Source organism: Helicobacter pylori (assembly GCA_008032955.1).
Lineage (GTDB): Bacteria > Campylobacterota > Campylobacteria > Campylobacterales > Helicobacteraceae > Helicobacter > Helicobacter pylori_DC.
Map to the genome: position 1 here is coordinate 1,379,575 of CP032046.1, position 20,108 is coordinate 1,399,682.

Genomic DNA, 20,108 nt, shown 5'->3' on the forward strand with positions numbered 1-20,108 from the left:
TGTGTTACAATAAACTTAAAATTCGCTTGATTAAAAAGGGATTGAATGGAGCAGCCAGTCATTAAAGAAGGGACTTTAGCTTTAATTGATACTTTTGCGTATTTGTTTAGAAGCTATTACATGAGCGCTAAAAATAAGCCTTTAACGAACGATAAGGGCTTTCCTACAGGGCTTTTAACGGGGCTTGTGGGCATGGTTAAAAAATTTTATAAAGACAGAAAAAACATGCCTTTTATCGTGTTCGCCCTAGAAAGCCAGACTAAAACTAAAAGAGCTGAAAAATTGGGCGAATACAAACAAAATCGCAAAGACGCCCCCAAAGAGATGCTTTTACAAATCCCTATCGCCTTAGAATGGTTGCAAAAAATGGGTTTTGTTTGCGTGGAGGTGAATGGGTTTGAAGCCGATGACGTGATCGCCACTCTAGCCACGCTAAGCCCTTATAAAACGCGCATTTATTCTAAAGATAAGGATTTTAACCAGCTTTTGAGCGATAAAATCGCGCTTTTTGATGGCAAAACGGAGTTTTTGGCGAAGGATTGCGTGGAAAAATACGGGATTTTGCCGAGTCAATTCACGGATTATCAGGGCATTGTAGGGGATAGCAGCGATAATTACAAGGGGATTAAAGGCATTGGGAGCAAGAACGCTAAGGAATTGTTACAGCAATTAGGGAGTTTGGAAAAAATCTATGAAAATTTAGACTTGGCGAAAAATTTACTCAGCCCTAAAATGTATCAAGCCCTGATACAAGACAAAGGAAGCGCGTTTTTAAGCAAAGAATTAGCCACTTTAGAAAGAGGGTGTATTAAGGAATTTGATTTTTTGAGTTGCGCTTTTCCTAGCGAAAACCCTTTATTGAAAATCAAAGACGAATTGAAAGAATATGGTTTTATTTCCACTTTAAGGGATTTAGAAAATTCCCCTTTAATTGTAGAAAACGCGCCCATATTAGACAGTGCCCCTAAAAAATCGCGCATGATCGTTTTGGAAAGCGCCGCACTTTTGAGCATGTTTTTAGAAAAGTTAGAAAATCCTAACGCAAGGATTTTTGCACGTTTGGTTTTGGATAAAGACAAAAAAATTCTGGCCCTAGCGTTTTTATATGAAGATCAAGGCTATTTTTTACCTTTAGAAGAGGCGTTATTTTCGCCCTTTTCTTTAGAATTTTTGCAAAACGCTTTTTTTAAAATGTTACAGCATGCGCAAATCATTGGGCATGATTTAAAACCCTTATTGAGCTTTTTAAAAGCCAAATACCAGGTGTCTTTAGAAAACATTCGCATCCAAGACACTCAAATTTTAGCGTTTTTGAAAAATCCGGAAAAAGTGGGGTTTGATGAAGTTTTAAAGGAATATTTAAAAGAAGAATTGATCTTGCATGAAAAAATCAAAGATTTTAAGACAAAAGCAGAGAAATTAGAACTTTTAAGCGTGGAATTAAGTGCTTTAAAGCGTTTGTGCGAATACTTTGAAAAAGGGGGGCTAGAAGAGGGTTTGCTTTATTTGGCTAGAGAAGTTGAAACGCCGTTTGTGAAAGTTTTAATGGGCATGGAATTTCAAGGCTTTAAAATTGATGCGCCTTATTTCAAGCGCTTAGAGCAGGAGTTTAAGAATGAATTAAACGTTTTAGAGCGCCAAATTTTGGATCTAATCGGCGTGGATTTTAACCTTAATTCGCCTAAGCAACTCGGTGAGATCCTGTATGAAAAATTAGGGCTTCCTAAAAATAAAAGCCATTCTACCGATGAAAAAAATTTGTTAAAAATCCTAGACAAGCACCCAAGCATCCCTTTGATTTTAGAATACAGGGAATTGAATAAGCTTTTTAACACTTACACCACCCCCTTATTGCGCCTAAAAGACAAAGACGATAAAATCCATACCACTTTCATCCAAACCGGCACAGCTACCGGGCGTTTAAGCTCGCATTCGCCTAATTTGCAAAATATCCCGGTGCGATCGCCTAAAGGCTTACTCATTCGTAAGGGCTTTATTGCTAGCTCTAAAGAATATTGTTTGCTAGGGGTGGATTATTCGCAGATTGAATTGCGTTTATTGGCCCATTTCAGTCAGGATAAGGATTTAATGGAGGCGTTTTTAAAGGGGCGAGACATCCATTTAGAAACTTCTAAAGCGTTGTTTGGTGGAGATTTAGCCAAAGAAAAACGATCCATCGCTAAAAGCATTAATTTTGGGCTGGTGTATGGCATGGGGAGTAAGAAATTGAGCGAAACTTTAAATATCCCTTTAAGTGAGGCTAAAAGTTACATAGAAGCGTATTTCAAACGATTCCCCAGCATCAAAGATTATTTGAATGGCATGAAAGAAGAGATTTTAAAAACTTCTAAAGCCTTTACCTTGCTTGGGCGTTACCGGGTGTTTGATTTTAATGGCGTGAATGATTACATCAAGGGCAATTATTTGCGAGAGGGCGTGAATGCGATTTTTCAAGGGAGTGCCAGCGATTTATTGAAATTAGGCATGCTCAAAGTGAGCGAGCGTTTCAAAAATAACCCTTCAGTAAGGCTGCTTTTGCAAGTGCATGACGAATTGATTTTTGAAATTGAAGAAAAAAACGCCCCAGAGTTGCAACAAGAAATCCAACGCATTCTTAATGATGAAGTGTATCCTTTGAGAGTGCCGCTAGAAACGAGCGCGTTTATCGCTAAGCGTTGGAATGAATTAAAAGGTTAGTTTTTAATTGAGTTTAAGAAAAAATATATTATTATTTCTTTATAAGTAATACTTAGCCATTTTAAGCTAATATAATATAAAGTCATTATCAAAGAATAAAGGGAAGAGACTGAATGTTGAAAAGAATCATATTATTAGGGGCTTTGGGTGTTTTAGCGAGCGCTGAAGAGAGCGCGGCTTTTGTGGGAGTCAATTACCAGGTGAGCATGATACAAAATCAGACTAAAATGGTGAATGAAAACGGCTTGCAAAAACCTTTGATAAAATTCCCGCCTTATGCAGGAGCGGGTTTTGAAGCGGGCTATAAGCAATTTTTTGGCAAGAAAAAATGGTTTGGCATGCGTTATTATGGGTTTTTTGACTACGCGCACAACCGCTTTGGCGTGATGAAAAAGGGTATCCCGGTGGGCGAGAGCGGGTTTATTTACAATAGCTTTAGTTTTGGTGGGACGACTTTAACAGAAAGGGATTCCTATCAAGGGCAATATTATGTCAATTTATTCACTTATGGTGTGGGGTTGGATACGCTGTGGAATTTTGTGAATAAAGAAAACATGGTTTTTGGTTTTGTGGTAGGAATCCAATTGGCTGGGGATAGTTGGGCAACGAGCATCAGTAAAGAGATCGCTAGTTATGTAAAACACCACAGCGATTCCAGTTATAGCCCGGCGAATTTCCAGTTTTTATGGAAATTTGGGATCCGCACCCATATCGCCAAACACAATAGTCTGGAATTAGGGATTAAAGTGCCTACGATCACGCACCGGCTTTTTTCTATTACCAACGAAAAGGGATACACCTTACAAGCTGATGTGCGTAGAGTCTATGCGTTTCAAATCAGTTATTTGAGGGATTTTTAACCCCTTTTTAGATACAATCGCACTTGAAACTATCCATTTAAAGGTGTGAAATGCCAAATTTAGAAAATTTAGACTGGAAAAACCTGGGCTTTAGCTACATTAAAACGGATTTTCGCTTCATCGCTACTTATAAAAACGGCTCGTGGTCGCAAGGCGAATTGGTTAGCGAAAATGCGTTACAGCTCAGCGAAGGCTCACCAGTCTTGCATTATGGGCAGGCTTGTTTTGAAGGCTTGAAGGCTTACCGCTCTCAAAAGGGAAAAGCTCTTCTTTTTCGCCCTTTAGAAAACGCCAAACGCTTGCAAACTTCATGCGAAAGACTGCTCATGCCCAAAGTGAGCGAAGAGCTGTTTTTAAAGGCATGCGCTGAAGTGATTAAAGCGAATCAAAAATGGCTCGCTCCTTATAAAAGCGGGGCGAGTTTGTATTTGCGCCCTTTTGTCATAGGCGTGGGGGATAATTTGGGGGTAAAGCCGGCTAATGAATACCTTTTTATCGTGTTTTGCGCGCCGGTGGGGGCGTATTTTAAAGGGGGTATAGAAAAAGGGGGAGCTAGGTTTATCACTACGGCGTTTGATAGAGCCGCGCCTAAAGGCACCGGGGGGGTGAAAGTGGGGGGGAATTATGCCGCAAGCCTGTTAGCCCACAAAATAGCCACAGAGCAAGGCTATGATGATTGCATTTATTTAGACCCCACCACGCACACTAAAATTGAAGAAGTGGGGGCGGCGAATTTTTTTGGCATCACGCATGATAACGCCTTTATCACCCCGTATTCGCCAAGCATTCTGCCAAGCGTTACCAGAAAAAGCTTGATGGTTTTGGCTAAAGAATATTTGAATCTCAAAGTAGAAGAGAGGGAAATTTTAATGGATGAGTTGGGCGCGTTTAAAGAAGCCGGAGCGTGTGGGACAGCCGCAATCATTACGCCCATTAAAGAAATCACGCACAACAACAAGTCTTATTTTTTTGAAGCGCCGGGCCATATTACTAAACAACTCTATGATTTGCTTTTATCCATCCAACAAGGCGAACAAGAAGCCCCTAAAGATTGGATTTTTGAAGTTGGCTAAAAGGTTAAAATTTATAGCTGTATGCCGCATAAAATAGGGGCGAAGTCTCAAAGCGTTTGGAGCTAGAAAGCAATCTGGCGGTGGGTAAGATTTTAAACCCTAGTTCAATGCGGTGCCTTAAAAAAAGCGTGAGCATGACCCCTCCATTAATCGCTAATCCCCCTGAAACCACCGAATGTTTAAAAAATTTGAAATTTTGCTTGTCCGTATAAACGACTAAAGCCCCCTAGCTCCCCCAAATGCCCCCAAATAATGCTTATAACTCCCTAAAGGGAATTCCATAATCACATCCAAACCCACCGCAAGCATGGTAAAAAAAGAGTTGGTAGGATCTTTATGGCTTTGGTAATTCACTTTTCCTGACCCAAGATCCCATGCAAAAACCCCCCTAATCCCGATGTATTTTTTAAAAAAACTTTGCACGCCGGTTTTTAAATTGAGCGTTGCGATCCAATCTTTCATTTCCTTGCCTTGATAGTCCTTAATGGCCTCTACAGCGCCAAACCCTCCTAAAAAATACCACCCGCTTTTTTTACGTGTGAGCTTTTGGCGGTTAATGATGCTTCTATAGAGCTTTTCATGGGCTTCTTGGTAATTTTTTTTGGGGGTTTTATTGCGCAAAATAGGCATGGCATCAAGGGGTGGAATGACAAATCCCCCTATCAAAAAAACGCACAAAAAAATGATTTTTTTAAACATTTTAAAAACAATTAATCCTTTATTGAATAGAGTATTGTTTAACTTTTTGGTTTATCATTGTGTTAAAATAGTCGTTTTAACAAACAAAATTTTGTTAATAGATTTTACCTAATCTAAGAGAGAATGTATTTTAATGAAGACAGAGAAACAAAAATTTTTAGAGATGCGTAAAGATGGGGCTAACTCTGTGCTGATTTTAAGAGGGGATTGGGATTTTAGAACGAGCGTGTTTCGTTTAGATGAGTTGAAAAAAAATTTATTAGATCATCAAGGGCCTTTAAAAATGGATTTTTCAGGGTGCCAAAAAATAGATTTTGTTTTTGGCATGTTTTTATTTGATCTCATCAAGGAGCGTTCTTTAAACATTGAGTTGTGTAACGTGAGCGAGAATAACGCTTGCGCTTTGAAAGTGGTTAAAGACTGGCTTGAAAAAGAAGACGATTTGGAATCTAAAAAAGCGGGCAAAAAATACGAACTCATGATCACTAAATTGGGCAAGAGTCTTGTAGAGACTTACAACACCTTTTTAAACGCGTTCAATTTTTGCGGCATGATTTTATTTTACTTCATTAAAAGCGTTTTCAACCCCAAACGCTTTTGCATCACTCCTTTGCTCTATCACATCAATGAATCCGGGTTTAAGGTTTTGCCGGTGAGTATTTTAACGGTGTTTATCGTGGGGTTTGCCGTTGCTTTGCAAGGGGCTTTACAACTACAAGACTTGGGTGCGCCTTTGATGTCGGTGGAAATGACGGCCAAACTCGCTTTAAGAGAGATCGGCCCTTTCATTTTAACCCTTGTGGTGGCCGGGAGGAGCGCGAGCAGTTTTACCGCCCAAATTGGGGTGATGAAGATCACTGAAGAATTGGATGCGATGAAAACCATGGGCTTTAACCCTTTTGAATTTTTAGTGTTGCCTAGGGTGTTAGCCTTAGTGATTGTTTTGCCTTTATTGGTGTTTATCGCTGATGCGTTCGCCATTCTTGGGGGCATGTTTGCGATTAAATACCAATTGGATTTAGGCTTTCCAAGCTATATAGACAGACTGCATGACACAGTGGGTTGGAATCATTTTTTGGTAGGGATTGTCAAAGCCCCTTTTTGGGGGTTTGCGATTGCGATGGTGGGGTGCATGCGCGGGTTTGAAGTCAAGGGGGATACCGAGAGCATTGGGCGCTTGACCACCATTAGCGTTGTGAATGCGTTATTTTGGATCATTTTCTTAGACGCTATTTTTTCTATTCTCTTTTCTAAGTTGAACATATAATGAACGCTACTAACAATCAAGTCTTAATTGAAGTGAAGGATCTCCATAGCGCTTTTGGGAGCACCATTATCCATAGGGGCGTGAGTTTTAGCGTGCATAAGGGCGAGGTGATGGCGATTTTAGGAGGGTCAGGGAGCGGTAAAAGCACGCTTTTAAGGTGCATGATTTTGCTCAATCGCCCTACAAAGGGGGAAGTGTTGCTTTTTGGGGAAGATATATGGAAACTCAAAGAAAGAGAGCAGCAAAAGATTTTTAACCGCTGTGGGATTTGCTTCCAGTTTGGGGCGCTCTATAGCTCTTTAACGGTTTTAGAAAATGTAGGCGTGATGCTAGAGCAATACGGCGCTTATTCTAAAAAAATTGTTGAAGAAATTTCTAAAATGTGGATTGAAAGAGTGGGTTTGCCCCCTAGGGCTTACCACCTTTACCCCTATGAATTGAGCGGGGGGATGAAAAAGCGCGTGGGTATAGCAAGGGCTATGGCGACTAATCCGGAGATCTTGTTTTTAGATGAGCCAACAAGCGGGCTGGATCCTTATAGCGCGGGCAAATTTGACGAACTCATCATGACGCTTAAAGAGAGCTTACAGCTTACGGTGGTGATGATCACGCATGATTTAGACTCCGTGCATGATTGCGTGGATCGATTCATCATGCTCAAAGACGGGCTATTAGAATTTAATGGGGATTTAAAGGATTTTATTAAAAAGGCTCAAACTCAAGGGCTAGATGAGGGCAATTTATTCAATTCAACACGAGGAGAGAAATTTTGGAAAGGCATGTGAATTACACTTTAATCGGCGGGCTCTTCTTTTTATGCTTGGTTTGCATGGTGGGTTTTATTTTATGGCTAGGCCATTTGGGATTAGATGATGGGAAGTATTATGAATATGTGGTCTATACGGACAAAGACTTGGGAGGCATTGCGACCAACTCGCCCATAAATTACAAGGGGATTCAAGTGGGGAATGTCATTAAGGTGGGTTTTGCAAAGGATAAAGTGGGGGTGGTCCGTTTGGATTTGATGATCAAATCCAGCGTTAAGATCCGTAAAGACTCCAAAGTGGCGGTTTCTTCTAGAGGGTTTATGGGGTTAAAATTTTTAGCCTTAGAGCAAAGCCACAATGAAGAATTTTATGGTAGCGGCGATAAAGGGGAGCGGATTTTAATCTTTAAAGAAGGGCTTATGGATCGCTTGAGCGGTGATGCTAATCAAGTGGTGCAAGAAGTGATGAAAGCGATTAGGAATGTGAATAGGATTTTAGACGATGAAAACGTGGAAAAATTCAAGCACATTCTCGCCTCAGTAGATGATCTCATCGCTAACTTGGATTCAAGAAAGACTCAATTTGATTCTTTGATCAACAACGCTAACAACCTTGTTTCTAATGTCAATAATGTGGCTTTAGATGTGGATAAACGCGTCAAACAGGGGCAATACGACTTTAAAGCGATGTTCACTCCTTTAATCATGCAAGCGCAGTTGAGCTTAAGAAACATTGATAATTTTGTGGAAAAAGGCTCTGCTTTGATAGATAAATTTGACGCTAACCCCTATAAAACGATTTTTGGAGAAAGGAAATAACCATGAGAGCTACGGCGATAAAAATCTTTTCATTCTCATCAGCACTCGCCCTATTGCTTCAGGGTTGCTTGAGCATTAATTTAAAACAAATGCTGCCAGAAATCAGAACTTATGATTTGAATGCGAGTTCTTTTGAAATGACGCAATGCGCTAAACCTTTGACTGAAGTAAGGCTCATTAGCATTTTGAGCGCGGATTTATTCAACACTAAAGAGATCGTGTTTAAAGCGCAAGACGGGCAGATCACGCATGGGAAGCACCAAAAATGGATAGACTTGCCTCGCAACATGTTAAAAACCATGTTCATGCAAGAAGCGCAAAAAGCATGCTTAGGCGTGGCTTTGCCCCCTTATGGTGCGGGCGCGCCCACTTATGCGGTTCGTTTTACGATTTTGTCGTTTTCTCTTTTAGAAAAAGAAAATTCTACCTACAGGGCGGAATTCGCACTAGGCTATGATATTAGCGTGAAAGGCGATTCGCATTCTGGAGTGATCATTAAGCATGAAAATATTTCTAGCTTGGAAAATAAAACGATCAAAACGAGTAAAAATGGCAGTCAAGATTTTCAAGAAAGCGCGATACAATCCCTCCAACATGTCAGCACGCAAGCGATGCAAGAAGCGATTTCTTTGATTAAAAAAGCTATTGAAGCGCAAAGCGTAAGCCCGTTAAAAAAATAAAATAAGGAGAAACTATTTGAATTTACGATTGGCTGGAGCAAGCGTTTTAACGGCTTGTGTCTTTTCGGGGTGTTTTTTTTTAAAAATGTTTGATAAAAAGCTTTCTAGTAACGATTGGCATATCCAAAAAGTAGAAATGAACCATCAAGTGTATGACATTGAAACCATGCTCGCTGATAGCGCTTTTAGAGAGCATGAAGAAGAGCAAGATTCCTCTTTAAATACCGCTTTACCTGAAGATAAAACAGCGATTGAAGCCAAAGAGCAAGAGCAAAAAGAAAAAAGGAAACACTGGTATGAGCTTTTTAAAAAGAAGCCAAAGCCTAAAAGCTCTATGGGAGAGTTTGTGTTTGATCAAAAAGAAAATCGTATTTATGGGAAAGGCTATTGCAACCGGTATTTTGCCAGCTATGTATGGCAGGGCGATAGGCACATCGCAATTGAAGATAGCGGGATTTCAAGAAAAGTGTGTAGAGATGAGCATTTAATGGCGTTTGAATTGGAATTTATGGAGAATTTTAAGGGTAATTTTGCGGTAACTAAGGGCAAAGACACGCTCATTTTAGACAACCAAAAAATGAAAATTTATTTGAAAACGCCATGAGTTTATGTTTTGTGTTTTAAATGCAATCTAAAATCAAAAAACATTCTAAATGATAAAGGGATTAAAAAAATTTTAAGAATGGAGGTAAAACTCGTTCTTTTAAGGGGATAGGGGGTATTTTGGAACAATCCTCCCCTACAACTCTCCAACTAAATCCCTCTAAACCCCATAAAGATCGCTTTTTAAGGGATTGTCGCTTGACTAAAGTCAAGCTCTCTATTATTTATTGGTTGCAAAAGCGCTAAAAGCATTTTTTAAGTTTTCATAATCAAATCCCCCCTAAAAGGATTTTTTGAAATCAAGATTTTTTTAAATCAAAAAGAGGGTTTAGGGGTTTTGTCTGTCATCACAGGGAGTTCTGGATAGATTATTTTAGGTTTTTTACCCTTTAAGGCTTCAAAGAAGGTTTCAATCTTTTTCGCTTCTGCATCGCTGATTTCAATGCCTAACTGGATAGAGCCCATTTCTTTAATCGCATCCTTGACATCCCAAAATTGCCCGTTATGGAAATAAGGCATCGTTTCGGTGATATTCCTTAAAGTAGGCACTTTCACAAGCCCGTTTTTATCGCCCTTGAAATCGCCCACATTAGCGAATTTATAAGGTTTGACCACCCCAAAAGGCTGCATCGTCCCCCCAAGATTAATGCCATTATGACACGCCACACAGCCTTTAGAAATGAATAAATCCAGCCCCTCTTTTTCGGCTTTGCTGAGCGCTTTAGGATTGCCCCTTAAAAAATCATCATAACGGCTTGGGGTGATGAGCGTGGCTTCAAACATAGCGATACTATCAGCGATCAATTTAAAATCAATTTTGACTTTAGAGCCATAAGCTTTTCTAAAGAGTTTGACATAGCCTGGCATGGAATTGATTTTTTCTACCACCACTTTAGGATCAGCCCCCATTTCAAAAGAAGATTGGATCGGCCCTTGCGCTTGTTCGTTTAAATGCGTAACCCTACCGTCCCAAAACTGCACATCGTTAAACACGGAGTTATACACCGTTGGGGAGCTTAAAAGGTGGGGGTTTTTCTTCCATTGAGAGCCTATGGTGCTTGGGATTAGATCCACCCCGCCTAAGCCCAGATTATGGCATGTGTTGCAAGATACAAGATAGGAAGTGGAAATCCTAGGGTCAAAATAGAGCATTTTGCCTAATTCCACTTGAGCGGAGGTCATGATTTCGCTGTTTTTAGCGCCAATGCCCACATCTCTGGTTTTTTTGATCTGGTATTCTTTGAGCGCTTTGCCCATAGGCATGGGTTCTAATTGGCCTTCCTTCGCTTTTTTAATCAAATCCATATCGCTTAAAGCATAAACGCAAGAAAAAGCCAAGCAAACGCCCAATAAAATGGATTTTTTCATGATGAACTCCTAAAATAGCGTTAAAAACAAGACAAAACTTTCTTATTATAACCATCATTTTAAAATAATTCACCACTAAATGAACGGATAAAGAGTTTTTTAAAGAGCGGTAGGTATAATGGCGTTAAATCCAAATAGGGGTTATACAATGAAAGAGAATAAAGCCTTCACGCATTTGCACTTGCACACAGAATATTCGCTTTTAGACGGAGCGAACAAGATTAAAATTCTAGCCAAACGCATTAAAGAATTGGGCATGAAAAGCGTGAGCGTAACCGATCATGGGAACATGTTTGGAGCGATTGATTTTTATACGAGCATGAAAAAAGAAGGCATTAAGCCTATCATCGGCATGGAAGCGTATATCCATAACGATGACAACCTCTCTAGCAAAGAGACCAAGCAGCGTTTCCATTTGTGCCTGTTCGCTAAAAACCAAGAGGGCTATGAAAATTTGATGTTTTTAAGCTCTATGGCGTATTTAGAAGGGTTTTATTATTTCCCGCGCATCAATAAAAAGCTTCTAAGGGAGCATTCTAAGGGCATTATCGCTTCTAGTGCGTGCTTGCAAGGGGAAGTCAATTACCATTTGAATACTAATAATGAGAGAAACCGCAAGTATGGGGCTAAAGGTTATGATGAAGCCAAAAAAATCGCTTGCGAATACCAAGAGATTTTTGAAGACGATTTTTATTTAGAAATCATGCGCCATGGCATTTTAGATCAGCGATTCATTGATGAGCAGGTCATTAAAATGTCTTTAGAAACGGGGTTAAAAATCATTGCCACCAACGACACCCACTACACCATGCCTAATGACGCTAAGGCTCAAGAAGTAGCGATGTGCGTAGCGATGGGTAAAACCCTAAACGATAAGGGGCGCTTGAAGCACTCCGTGCATGAGTTTTACATCAAGTCCCCTGAAGAAATGGCAAAGCTCTTTGCAGATATTCCAGAAGCTTTAGAAAACACCCAAGAAATCGCTGATAAATGCGTTTTAGAGATTGATTTAAAAGACGATAAAAAGAACCCCCCAACCCCTCCAAGCTTCAAATTCACTAAAGCTTACGCCCAAAATGAGGGGCTGAATTTTGAAGATGACGCTTCTTATTTCGCTTATAAGGCTAGAGAGGGCTTGAAAGAGCGCCTAGTTTTAGTGCCTAAAGAAAAGCATGATCAATACAAAGAGCGCTTAGAAAAAGAAATTGAAGTCATTACGAGCATGAAATTCCCAGGGTATATGCTGATTGTGTGGGATTTTATCCGTTACGCTAAAGAAATGGGCATTCCTGTAGGGCCTGGTAGGGGGAGTGCGGCCGGGAGTTTGGTGGCTTTTGCTTTAAAAATCACGGATATTGACCCCTTGAAATACGATTTGCTCTTTGAAAGGTTTTTAAACCCTGAAAGAGTCAGCATGCCTGATATTGATACGGATTTTTGCCAACGCCGGCGTAAGGAAATCATAGAATACATGATTGAAAAATACGGCAAATACAATGTGGCTCAAGTCATCACCTTTAATAAGATGTTGGCTAAAGGCGTGATCAGAGATGTTGCAAGGGTTTTGGACATGCCTTATAAAGAAGCCGATGATTTTGCCAAACTCATACCTAATCGCTTAGGCATCACGCTTAAGGGCTATGAAAAAAATGGCGAGTTCATAGAGGGGGCGTGGGAATTAGAGCCTAAAATCAAAGAATTAGTAGAGAGTAATGAATTAGCCAAACAGGTGTGGGAGTATTCGCTCAATTTAGAGAATTTGAATCGTAACGCAGGCGTGCATGCGGCAGCCTTAGTGGTGGATAGCCAAAAAGAGTTGTGGCACAAAACCCCTTTATTTGCCTCTGAAAAAACTGGCGGTATCGTTACGCAATATTCCATGAAGTATTTAGAGCCGGTGGATTTGATCAAGTTTGACTTTTTGGGGCTTAAAACCTTGACCGTGATTGATGATGCGCTTAAAATCATTAAAACGCAGCACAAAATTAGCGTGGATTTTTTATCGTTGGATATGGACGATCCGAAAGTGTATAAAACGATCCAAAGCGGGGATACGGTGGGGATATTCCAGATTGAATCCGGAATGTTTCAAGGGCTTAACAAGCGCTTAAGGCCTTCAAGCTTTGAAGACATTATCGCCATTATCGCGCTAGGCAGACCGGGGCCTATGGAATCAGGCATGGTAGATGATTTTGTGAACAGAAAGCATGGCGTTGAGCCTATCGCTTATGCGTTTAAAGAATTAGAGCCGATTTTAAAGCCCACTTACGGCACGATCGTCTATCAGGAGCAAGTGATGCAAATCGTGCAAACTATCGGTGGTTTTAGCTTGGGTGAAGCGGATCTCATCCGTCGTGCTATGGGGAAAAAAGACGCTCAAATCATGGCGGACAATAAGGCTAAGTTTGTAGAAGGCGCTAAAAATTTAGGGCATGATGGCCAAAAGGCGGCTAATTTGTGGGATCTGATCGTTAAATTTGCCGGCTATGGTTTCAACAAATCGCATTCAGCCGCTTATGCGATGATCACTTTCCAAACGGCGTATTTAAAGACTTATTACAAGCATGAGTTCATGGCAGCGATGCTCACTAGCGAATCCAATAAGATTGAATCCGTGGCGCGCTATATTGATGAGGTTAGGGCTTTAGAAATTGAAGTGATGCCCCCACACATCAATTCTTCCATGCAAGATTTCAGCGTGGCGGAGTTTAAAAACCAAAAGGGCAAATTGGAAAAGAAAATCGTGTTCGGTTTAGGGGCGGTTAAAGGGGTTGGGGGTGAGCCGATTAAAAACATCATTGAAGAAAGGGCTAAAGGGGATTATAAGAGTTTAGAAGATTTTATTTCACGGGTGGATTTTTCTAAACTCACTAAAAAATCTTTAGAGCCATTGGTGAAATCGGGGAGCTTGGACAATTTAGGCTACACTAGAAAAACCATGCTCGCTAACTTGGATTTGATCTGCGATGCTGGGCGCGCTAAAGACAAGGCTAATGAAATGATGCAAGGGGGTAATTCTCTTTTTGGAGCCATGGAAGGCGGAACCAAAGAGGAGGTTATTTTGGACATGGTTGATTTGGGCGAACATGACGCTAAAACGCTTTTAGAATGCGAATACGAGACTTTAGGCATCCATGTTTCAGGCAATCCCTTAGACGAGTTTAAAGAAGAAATTAAGGGCTTTAAAAATTTAGTCAAAAGCATTGATATTGAAGAATTAGAAATCGGCTCGCAAGCTTATTTGCTGGGTAAAATCATGGAGGTTAAAAAGAAAATTGGCAAACGAAGCGGTAAGCCTTATGGCACAGCGGACATTTTGGATCGATACGGCAAGTTTGAACTCATGCTGTTTGAAAAGCAATTAAACGCCTTAGAAGAGTTGGATATTAATAAGCCTCTCGTGTTTAAATGCAAGATTGAAGAGCAAGAAGAGGTGGTGCGATTAAGGCTTTTTGAAATCTTGGATTTAGAGAGCGCTAGGGAGGTTAAAATCCCTAAAGCCCGTTATAAAGACCCTGAAAAGCAAAAAGAAGACGTGCGCGAAATCCCTCCCATTGAAATGCTCGCTTCTAGTTCTTGCTCTTTAGCGATCGTGTTAGAAAACGATGTGAAAAAAGAGTTTTTAAGACAAATCAAAGAGAGCGCTCTAAAACACCAGGGTAAACGCCCCTTGTATTTGATCATCAAAGATAAGGATAAGCAATTCAAAATCCAAAGCGATCTAATGGTAAATGAAAAGATTAAGGATGATTTTAAAGGGTTAGAGTGGAGGGATTTAGCTTGAGGATCAACCAATTTTTAGCCCATTACACCAAGCACTCCAGAAGAGAAGCTGAAAAATTGGTTTTAGAAGGGCGGGTGAAAATCAATCATGAGCATGCCAAACTCGCTAGCGTGGTTAAAGAAAACGACAAGGTGTTTTTGGACAAACGACTCATTAAGCCCTTAAAAAACAAAAAATTCAGCGTGCTGGTTTATCACAAGCCAAAGGGCGAACTAGTGAGTAAAAACGATCCCTTAAAACGGCGCGTGATTTATGAAAGCTTGGAGAAAAAATACGCCCATTTCGCGCCGGTGGGGCGTTTGGATTTTGCGAGCGAGGGGGTGCTATTATTGAGTGATAGTAAGGCGGTGGTGAGCGCTTTAATGCATGCGAATTTAGAAAAAGAGTATCTCATTAAAATTCAAGGCTTTATTACAAGAGAGATGGAAAACGCCATGCAAGAGGGCTTGAAATTAGAAAACGCTACTAAGGGAGCGCACCAAAAAACCCCCATTAAAAGCATGGAATTTGCCCCCTTTATTGGTTATGAAATCATCAAAAACCATGCCAAATATTCTAAACTGAGAGTTATTATCAATGAGGGGAAAAACAGAGAACTAAGGCGTTTTTTTGCGTTTTTTAACGCTGGAGTGTTGGATTTAAGGCGCGTTCGTTATGGTTTTGTGAATTTGAATGCTTTGCCGGTAGGGAAAATGCGTTTTCTAAACCGCCAAGAATACAATGAGTTGCATGCGTTTATGGCTAATAGGGCTAATACTAAAGGGGATTAGCGCTTGAAATATGCTATACTTCGGCGGTTGGGGGAAATAAAAATTAAGGATTATCATGTTAGAAGTGATTAACGGAAAGAATTACGCAGAAAAAATTGCTCATCAAGCAGTAGTGGTTAATGTGGGGGCGAATTGGTGCCCGGATTGCAGGAAGATTGAGCCGATCATGGAAAATTTAGCCAAAACCTACAAAGGCAAGGTGGAATTTTTTAAGGTTTCTTTTGATGAAAGCCAGGATTTAAAAGAGAGTTTAGGCATCCTCAAGATCCCTACTTTGATTTTTTACAAAAACGCCAAAGAAGTGGGTGAAAGGCTTGTAGAACCTAGCTCTCAAAAACCGATTGAAGACGCTCTAAAAGCGTTATTGTAAAGGGCATCATAAAGGGCGTTATCAAAGAGCCTTATTGTAAAAATAAGAGTTTAAAAATCTTTTAACTCTTTTTTTATTTAGTCTTTTTTTCTATAGTCCCTTTTTTTAGCCCCCTTTTTGATAGGGGGCTAACTTCAAATAGCTTTTATGTTATTTCTTTATCTCAAAAAATCGTTTTTTATCGTTTTTAAATCAGCATGTTTGTTAAAAAAGTTCCTTTAATTAAGCTAAAAATGAGCGAATTTGTGGTATTAATGCTTGCAGTGTGAAATTTGTAGGGCTAAAACTTGTAAAATGTGAAAAAAAAGACACATAAAATGCTAAAATCCGCAAAAACACTGTGTGTTTAGATTAGAAGTTTAAAATTAGGAACGGAAGTATCTGTTTTAAATTTTGAATAGGGAGTTTCTATCACTATGGTATTGAAAACAAAATTAAAAATTATAAGCTCGGTGATTTTGAGCGCTTTATTGTGGGTGGGTTGCTCAAGCGAAATGGCAACTTATCAAAATGTGAATGATGCCACTAAAAATACGACTGCAAGTATCAATAGCACGGATTTATTGCTAACCGCTAACGCGATGTTAGATTCCATGTTTAGCGACCCTAATTTTGAGCAACTCAAGGGCAAGCATTTGATTGAAGTTTCAGATGTGATTAACGACACCACGCAGCCCAATTTGGACATGAATCTTCTCACGACTGAAATCGCACGGCAGTTGCGGTTGCGATCTAATGGGAGGTTCAATATCACAAGGGCGAGCGGAGGGAGTGGCATTGCAGCGGATAGCAGAATGGTGAAACAGCGCGAAAAAGAACGAGAGAGCGAAGAGTATAATCAAGACACCACTGTAGAAAAAGGCACTTTAAAAGCCGCTGATTTATCTTTAAGTGGTAAAGTATCCAGTATCGCAGCCTCTATTAGTAGTTCTAGGCAGCGATTAGACTATGACTTCACCCTAAGCCTTACCAACAGGAAAACGGGTGAAGAGGTATGGAGCGATGTTAAGCCTATTGTGAAGAACGCTAGCAATAAGCGTATGTTTTAAATTTATATTTGAAAGGATGAACGATGAAAAATCAAGTTAAAAAAATTTTAGGGATGAGTGTGATAGCAGCGATGGTGATCGTAGGTTGTAGCCATGCCCCAAAATCAGGTATCAGTAAAAGCAATAAGGCATACAAAGAAGCGACTAAAGGCGCTCCTGATTGGGTAGTAGGGGATTTAGAAAAAGTGGCGAAGTATGAAAAATATTCAGGGGTCTTTTTAGGAAGGGCTGAAGATTTGATCACTAATAATGATGTGGATTATTCTACGAATCAGGCCACAGCGAAGGCTAGGGCTAATTTAGCGGCGAATTTAAAATCCACTTTACAAAAAGATTTGGAAAATGAAAAAACTAGAACGGTAGATGCTTCTGGTAAAAGGTCCATAAGCGGCACTGATACTGAAAAAATTTCTCAATTGGTGGATAAGGAATTGATCGCTTCTAAAATGCTCGCCCGCTATGTCGGTAAAGATAGGGTTTTTGTTTTGGTGGGCTTGGATAAGCAAATTGTGGATAAAGTGCACGAAGAGTTAGGCATGGTTAAAAAGTAGGGTTTTAATGAAACGCCTTGCTATCGTGCTTGTTTTGGTGTTGGGAGTGGCGTGGGGGAAGTCCTTGCCTAAGTGGGCAAAAGATTGCTCAAAAGAAGTGCAGATTGAAAAGACCCAAACCAAAGACGAAAAAATTTTAGTGTGTGGGGTGAGCGATATATTGCTTTCAGATATGGATTATAGCTTGTCCTCAGCCAGACAAAACGCCTTAGAGAAAGTGATGGAAGTTTTCAAGGGGGATAAAATAGAGATTAAGGCTAGTGAGCTAAAGGCCACTTTTATTGATACGGATAAAGTTTATGTGCTTCTAAGAATCACTAAGAAGCATGTCGCTTTAATGAACGAGTAAGGATTAATAATGAAAAAGATTATTCTTGCATGCCTTATGGCTTTTGTGGGTGCCAATTTAAGCGCAGAGCCTAAGTGGTATGGCAAGGCCTATAGCAAAACAAACACCCAAAAAGGCTATCTTTATGGGAGTGGTTCAGCCACTTCTAAAGAGGCTTCTAAACAAAAAGCGTTAGCGGATTTAGTGGCGTCTATTAGCGTGGTGGTCAATTCACAAATCCATATCCAAAAAAGTCGTGTGGACAATAAGTTAAAATCCAGTGATTCGCAAACGATTAACTTAAAAACCGATGACTTGGAATTGAATAATGTAGAAATTGTCAATCAAGAAGCGCAAAAAGGGATCTACTACACCAGAGTAAGAATCAATCAAAACTTGTTTTTGCAGGGTTTAAGGGATAAGTATAACGCTCTTTATGGGCAGTTTTCCACCTTAATGCCTAAGGTTTGTAAAGGGGTTTTTTTACAACAATCTAAGAGCATGGGGGATTTACTGGCTAAAGCGATGCCTATAGAAAGGATTTTAAAAGCGTATTCTGTCCCGGTGAGTTCTCTAGAAAATTATGAAAAAATCTACTATCAAAACGCTTTCAAACCTAAAGTGCAAATCACTTTTGATAACAACAGCGATACAGAGATTAAAGCCGCTCTCATAAGCGCTTATGCCAGAGTGCTAACCCCTAGCGATGAAGAAAAACTCTATCAAATCAAAAATGAAGTTTTCACAGACAGCGCTAATGGCACCACACGCATTAGAGTGGTTGTTAGCGCGAGCGATTGTCAAGGCACGCCTGTATTGAATAGAAGCCTTGAAGTGGATGAAAAGAATAAGAATTTTGCTATCACGCGCTTGCAATCTTTGCTTTATAAAGAATTGAAAGATTATGCCAATAAAGAAGGGCAAGGCAATACGGGGTTATAAGCAAGGTATTAATCTTGCTTTATGTTTATTCATTCAGTTTTGTAGCGTTATTATTTTGTTTAGCGTGGCGTTTTGCCCCATTAAAATAAACCCTCTAAAAATTCATGGCTTTTGTTTTTGCCAAATTAACTAAATATCATTCAATACGCTTTATCCCACAAACTCACTTAAAACCACACCCGCTAAAAACTAAAATTAACAAAAACTAAAATCTTTTTTAAGAGCCTACACGAGCGAGCAAAAAGAATGACAATCAATAAAAACGAATTTTACAACAATTTTAACAACTTGGGTGCTCTCACAATCTATTACGCTTTGCATGGATTGCATAAAGAACCTCTCTTGATACAATCTTTATTTGTTTAAAACCCTGATTTTAGCGCTCATTAAATCGTGGTTTAAAGCTTTTTTGATGTTTTCAAATTGGCGTTTTTTGTTTTTAAGGCTAATGATTTCATGATCCAAAGCGCTTAAAATGTTAGCGATAGCGATTTGTTCGTTTAGAGGGGGTAAAAAAATAGTCTTTTCTTTATAATCTTTAAAATAAATATGCGGTATTATGCTACCGCTTGTGAAATTTTTAAAATCAAAATTAGATAACAAATAAAATAAAAACTCTGTTGTTATCTTATGATTAGCAATTAACGCCCCCATAGTAGATAAAATATTGGTTTTAGGCGGCAAAATCCTTACTCTGCCTACACTGCCATCTTTAACAATAGAAATATAAGGCTTATCACTAATGAAAGCTATATCTGTATAGCCTATGAAATTATTCACATCATAAACTTTAATTTTTCCTTGTTGCGTGATTTGTTCTACACTTAAATTTGATGTTAAATAGTTGGCAATATCCCCAAGCCTTACTCTTTGCCAAGCTTGATTGAAGCCTTTCAAGCGTTTTCTTTGGCTCAATAGTTCAAAGCTTAAAGCTTTTTTAACGCCCTCTTTTTTAAGAATGAGAGCGTCTAATGCACAAAGATAACGATCCAAAGCGCTTAAAATGTTAGCGATAGCGATTTGTTCGTTTAGAGGGGGTAGGGGGATTAAAGTATTTCTAAAATTATCATTATAAAGTCTTAAGATAGTTGTATGTTCTGTATTCCATTTCACATGAGAATAAACATAAAATAAAAAATCATTTTTTACTAATGTTTCATCGTTGTCAATCCAAACAATATTTGAGTCTTGAAAATAAGCGGGTTTTCCGTCATAAATGACTGCCCTACCAATAGTTCCGGAAGCAGAAATTAAAATATCGCCTTTTTTTGGAAAAGAATATTTCGTTTTGTATTCTAAAAATAGCTTTTTTGAAATAAAGGCATCAGCGGTGTTGCCAAATGTGCCTATTTTATAGAATGGAATTTCACCATATCGTGTTGTTTGGTGCTTCATCACTCTTTTACACATGCATGGTTTGCCAATATCCCCAAGCCTCACTTTTTGCCAATTTGATGGCGTTGTTAATGCATCCATGCGTTT

At 39.5% G+C, this 20,108-nt stretch carries 17 protein-coding genes and 1 pseudogene; 15 read left to right on the plus strand and 3 right to left on the minus strand.

Annotated features, from left to right (window positions below):
• The first annotated feature begins 45 nt into the window (after positions 1-45).
• The 3 genes from polA (at position 46) to ilvE (ending at position 4,630) form a co-directional block, all read left to right on the plus strand.
• A complete protein-coding gene (gene polA / locus D2C72_06760; GenBank protein ID QEF43944.1) occupies positions 46-2,697 on the plus strand; it encodes a DNA polymerase I in 2,652 nt (883 codons plus the stop codon).
• Between the two features lie 113 nt (positions 2,698-2,810).
• A complete protein-coding gene (locus D2C72_06765; GenBank protein ID QEF43945.1) occupies positions 2,811-3,557 on the plus strand; it encodes an outer membrane protein in 747 nt (248 codons plus the stop codon).
• A 50-nt stretch (positions 3,558-3,607) separates the two neighbouring features.
• Entirely contained in the window at positions 3,608-4,630 is a 1,023-nt protein-coding gene (gene ilvE / locus D2C72_06770) for a branched-chain-amino-acid transaminase (GenBank protein ID QEF43946.1), read from the plus strand.
• A gap of 4 nt (positions 4,631-4,634) precedes the next feature.
• On the opposite strand, the pseudogene D2C72_06775 reads toward ilvE, so the two are convergent.
• Positions 4,635-5,329 (minus strand): annotated as a pseudogene (locus D2C72_06775) (outer membrane protein).
• Positions 5,330-5,462: 133 nt separating this feature from the next.
• Here D2C72_06775 and D2C72_06780 point away from each other — a divergent pair.
• The 5 genes from D2C72_06780 (at position 5,463) to D2C72_06800 (ending at position 9,465) form a co-directional block, all read left to right on the plus strand.
• Positions 5,463-6,596, plus strand: coding sequence for an ABC transporter permease (locus D2C72_06780; protein QEF43947.1), 1,134 nt, complete (start codon positions 5,463-5,465; stop codon positions 6,594-6,596).
• Entirely contained in the window at positions 6,596-7,381 is a 786-nt protein-coding gene (locus tag D2C72_06785; protein QEF43948.1) for an ABC transporter ATP-binding protein, read from the plus strand. Before D2C72_06780 ends, D2C72_06785 begins: the two co-directional genes overlap by 1 nt.
• Positions 7,366-8,181, plus strand: a complete 816-nt coding sequence (locus D2C72_06790; GenBank protein QEF43949.1) for an MCE family protein — start codon at positions 7,366-7,368, stop codon at positions 8,179-8,181. The genes D2C72_06785 and D2C72_06790 overlap by 16 nt, the downstream gene beginning before the upstream one ends.
• Positions 8,182-8,183: 2 nt before the next feature.
• Positions 8,184-8,861 (plus strand): hypothetical protein, encoded by a 678-nt coding sequence (locus D2C72_06795; GenBank protein QEF43950.1) that lies wholly within the window; start codon positions 8,184-8,186, stop codon positions 8,859-8,861.
• Between the two features lie 85 nt (positions 8,862-8,946).
• Positions 8,947-9,465, plus strand: a complete 519-nt coding sequence (locus tag D2C72_06800; GenBank protein ID QEF44200.1) for an META domain-containing protein — start codon at positions 8,947-8,949, stop codon at positions 9,463-9,465.
• Positions 9,466-9,779: 314 nt separating this feature from the next.
• Here D2C72_06800 and D2C72_06805 read toward each other — a convergent pair whose 3' ends face one another.
• Positions 9,780-10,832: a cytochrome-c peroxidase gene (locus tag D2C72_06805; GenBank protein ID QEF43951.1), complete on the minus strand. Its 1,053-nt coding sequence runs from the start codon at positions 10,830-10,832 to the stop codon at positions 9,780-9,782.
• 148 nt (positions 10,833-10,980) lie between these two features.
• Here D2C72_06805 and D2C72_06810 point away from each other — a divergent pair, with 148 nt between their 5' ends.
• The 7 genes from D2C72_06810 to D2C72_06840 all read left to right on the plus strand — a co-directional run bounded on the left by D2C72_06810 (position 10,981) and on the right by D2C72_06840 (position 18,626).
• The gene (locus D2C72_06810; protein ID QEF43952.1) at positions 10,981-14,616 is read left to right on the plus strand and encodes a DNA polymerase III subunit alpha; all 3,636 of its coding nucleotides are present in this window, start codon (positions 10,981-10,983) and stop codon (positions 14,614-14,616) included.
• Positions 14,598-15,386 (plus strand): rRNA pseudouridine synthase, encoded by a 789-nt coding sequence (locus tag D2C72_06815; protein QEF43953.1) that lies wholly within the window; start codon positions 14,598-14,600, stop codon positions 15,384-15,386. The genes D2C72_06810 and D2C72_06815 overlap by 19 nt, the downstream gene beginning before the upstream one ends.
• Positions 15,387-15,441: 55 nt before the next feature.
• Positions 15,442-15,756 carry a thioredoxin gene (locus D2C72_06820; protein QEF43954.1) on the plus strand — a complete coding sequence of 105 codons (315 nt, stop codon included), beginning with the start codon at positions 15,442-15,444 and terminating at the stop codon, positions 15,754-15,756.
• A 416-nt stretch (positions 15,757-16,172) separates the two neighbouring features.
• Complete coding sequence (gene lpoB / locus D2C72_06825; GenBank protein ID QEF43955.1) at positions 16,173-16,805, plus strand: penicillin-binding protein activator LpoB; 633 nt, start codon at positions 16,173-16,175, stop codon at positions 16,803-16,805.
• Between the two features lie 23 nt (positions 16,806-16,828).
• The gene (locus D2C72_06830) at positions 16,829-17,356 is read left to right on the plus strand and encodes a hypothetical protein (GenBank protein QEF43956.1); all 528 of its coding nucleotides are present in this window, start codon (positions 16,829-16,831) and stop codon (positions 17,354-17,356) included.
• A gap of 7 nt (positions 17,357-17,363) precedes the next feature.
• A complete protein-coding gene (locus D2C72_06835; protein ID QEF43957.1) occupies positions 17,364-17,705 on the plus strand; it encodes a hypothetical protein in 342 nt (113 codons plus the stop codon).
• A 9-nt stretch (positions 17,706-17,714) separates the two neighbouring features.
• A complete protein-coding gene (locus D2C72_06840) occupies positions 17,715-18,626 on the plus strand; it encodes a hypothetical protein (protein QEF43958.1) in 912 nt (303 codons plus the stop codon).
• Positions 18,627-18,980: 354 nt separating this feature from the next.
• Here the strand turns inward: D2C72_06840 and D2C72_06845 are convergent, their stop codons facing one another.
• Positions 18,981-20,102: a restriction endonuclease subunit S gene (locus tag D2C72_06845; GenBank protein QEF43959.1), complete on the minus strand. Its 1,122-nt coding sequence runs from the start codon at positions 20,100-20,102 to the stop codon at positions 18,981-18,983.
• Positions 20,103-20,108: the final 6 nt, after the last annotated feature.

Bases quoted from the DNA above. Each gene is read 5' to 3' on its own strand.
- polA (QEF43944.1), top strand. From the start codon at position 46: ATGGAGCAGCCAGTCATTAAAGAAGGGACTTTAGCTTTAATTGATACT.
- D2C72_06765 (QEF43945.1), top strand. From the start codon at position 2,811: ATGTTGAAAAGAATCATATTATTAGGGGCTTTGGGTGTTTTAGCGAGC.
- ilvE (QEF43946.1), top strand. From the start codon at position 3,608: ATGCCAAATTTAGAAAATTTAGACTGGAAAAACCTGGGCTTTAGCTAC.
- D2C72_06780 (QEF43947.1), top strand. From the start codon at position 5,463: ATGAAGACAGAGAAACAAAAATTTTTAGAGATGCGTAAAGATGGGGCT.
- D2C72_06785 (QEF43948.1), top strand. From the start codon at position 6,596: ATGAACGCTACTAACAATCAAGTCTTAATTGAAGTGAAGGATCTCCAT.
- D2C72_06795 (QEF43950.1), top strand. From the start codon at position 8,184: ATGAGAGCTACGGCGATAAAAATCTTTTCATTCTCATCAGCACTCGCC.
- D2C72_06800 (QEF44200.1), top strand. From the start codon at position 8,947: ATGTTTGATAAAAAGCTTTCTAGTAACGATTGGCATATCCAAAAAGTA.
- D2C72_06805 (QEF43951.1), bottom strand. From the start codon at position 10,832: ATGAAAAAATCCATTTTATTGGGCGTTTGCTTGGCTTTTTCTTGCGTT.
- D2C72_06810 (QEF43952.1), top strand. From the start codon at position 10,981: ATGAAAGAGAATAAAGCCTTCACGCATTTGCACTTGCACACAGAATAT.
- D2C72_06820 (QEF43954.1), top strand. From the start codon at position 15,442: ATGTTAGAAGTGATTAACGGAAAGAATTACGCAGAAAAAATTGCTCAT.
- lpoB (QEF43955.1), top strand. From the start codon at position 16,173: ATGGTATTGAAAACAAAATTAAAAATTATAAGCTCGGTGATTTTGAGC.
- D2C72_06830 (QEF43956.1), top strand. From the start codon at position 16,829: ATGAAAAATCAAGTTAAAAAAATTTTAGGGATGAGTGTGATAGCAGCG.
- D2C72_06835 (QEF43957.1), top strand. From the start codon at position 17,364: ATGAAACGCCTTGCTATCGTGCTTGTTTTGGTGTTGGGAGTGGCGTGG.
- D2C72_06840 (QEF43958.1), top strand. From the start codon at position 17,715: ATGAAAAAGATTATTCTTGCATGCCTTATGGCTTTTGTGGGTGCCAAT.
- D2C72_06845 (QEF43959.1), bottom strand. From the start codon at position 20,102: ATGGATGCATTAACAACGCCATCAAATTGGCAAAAAGTGAGGCTTGGG.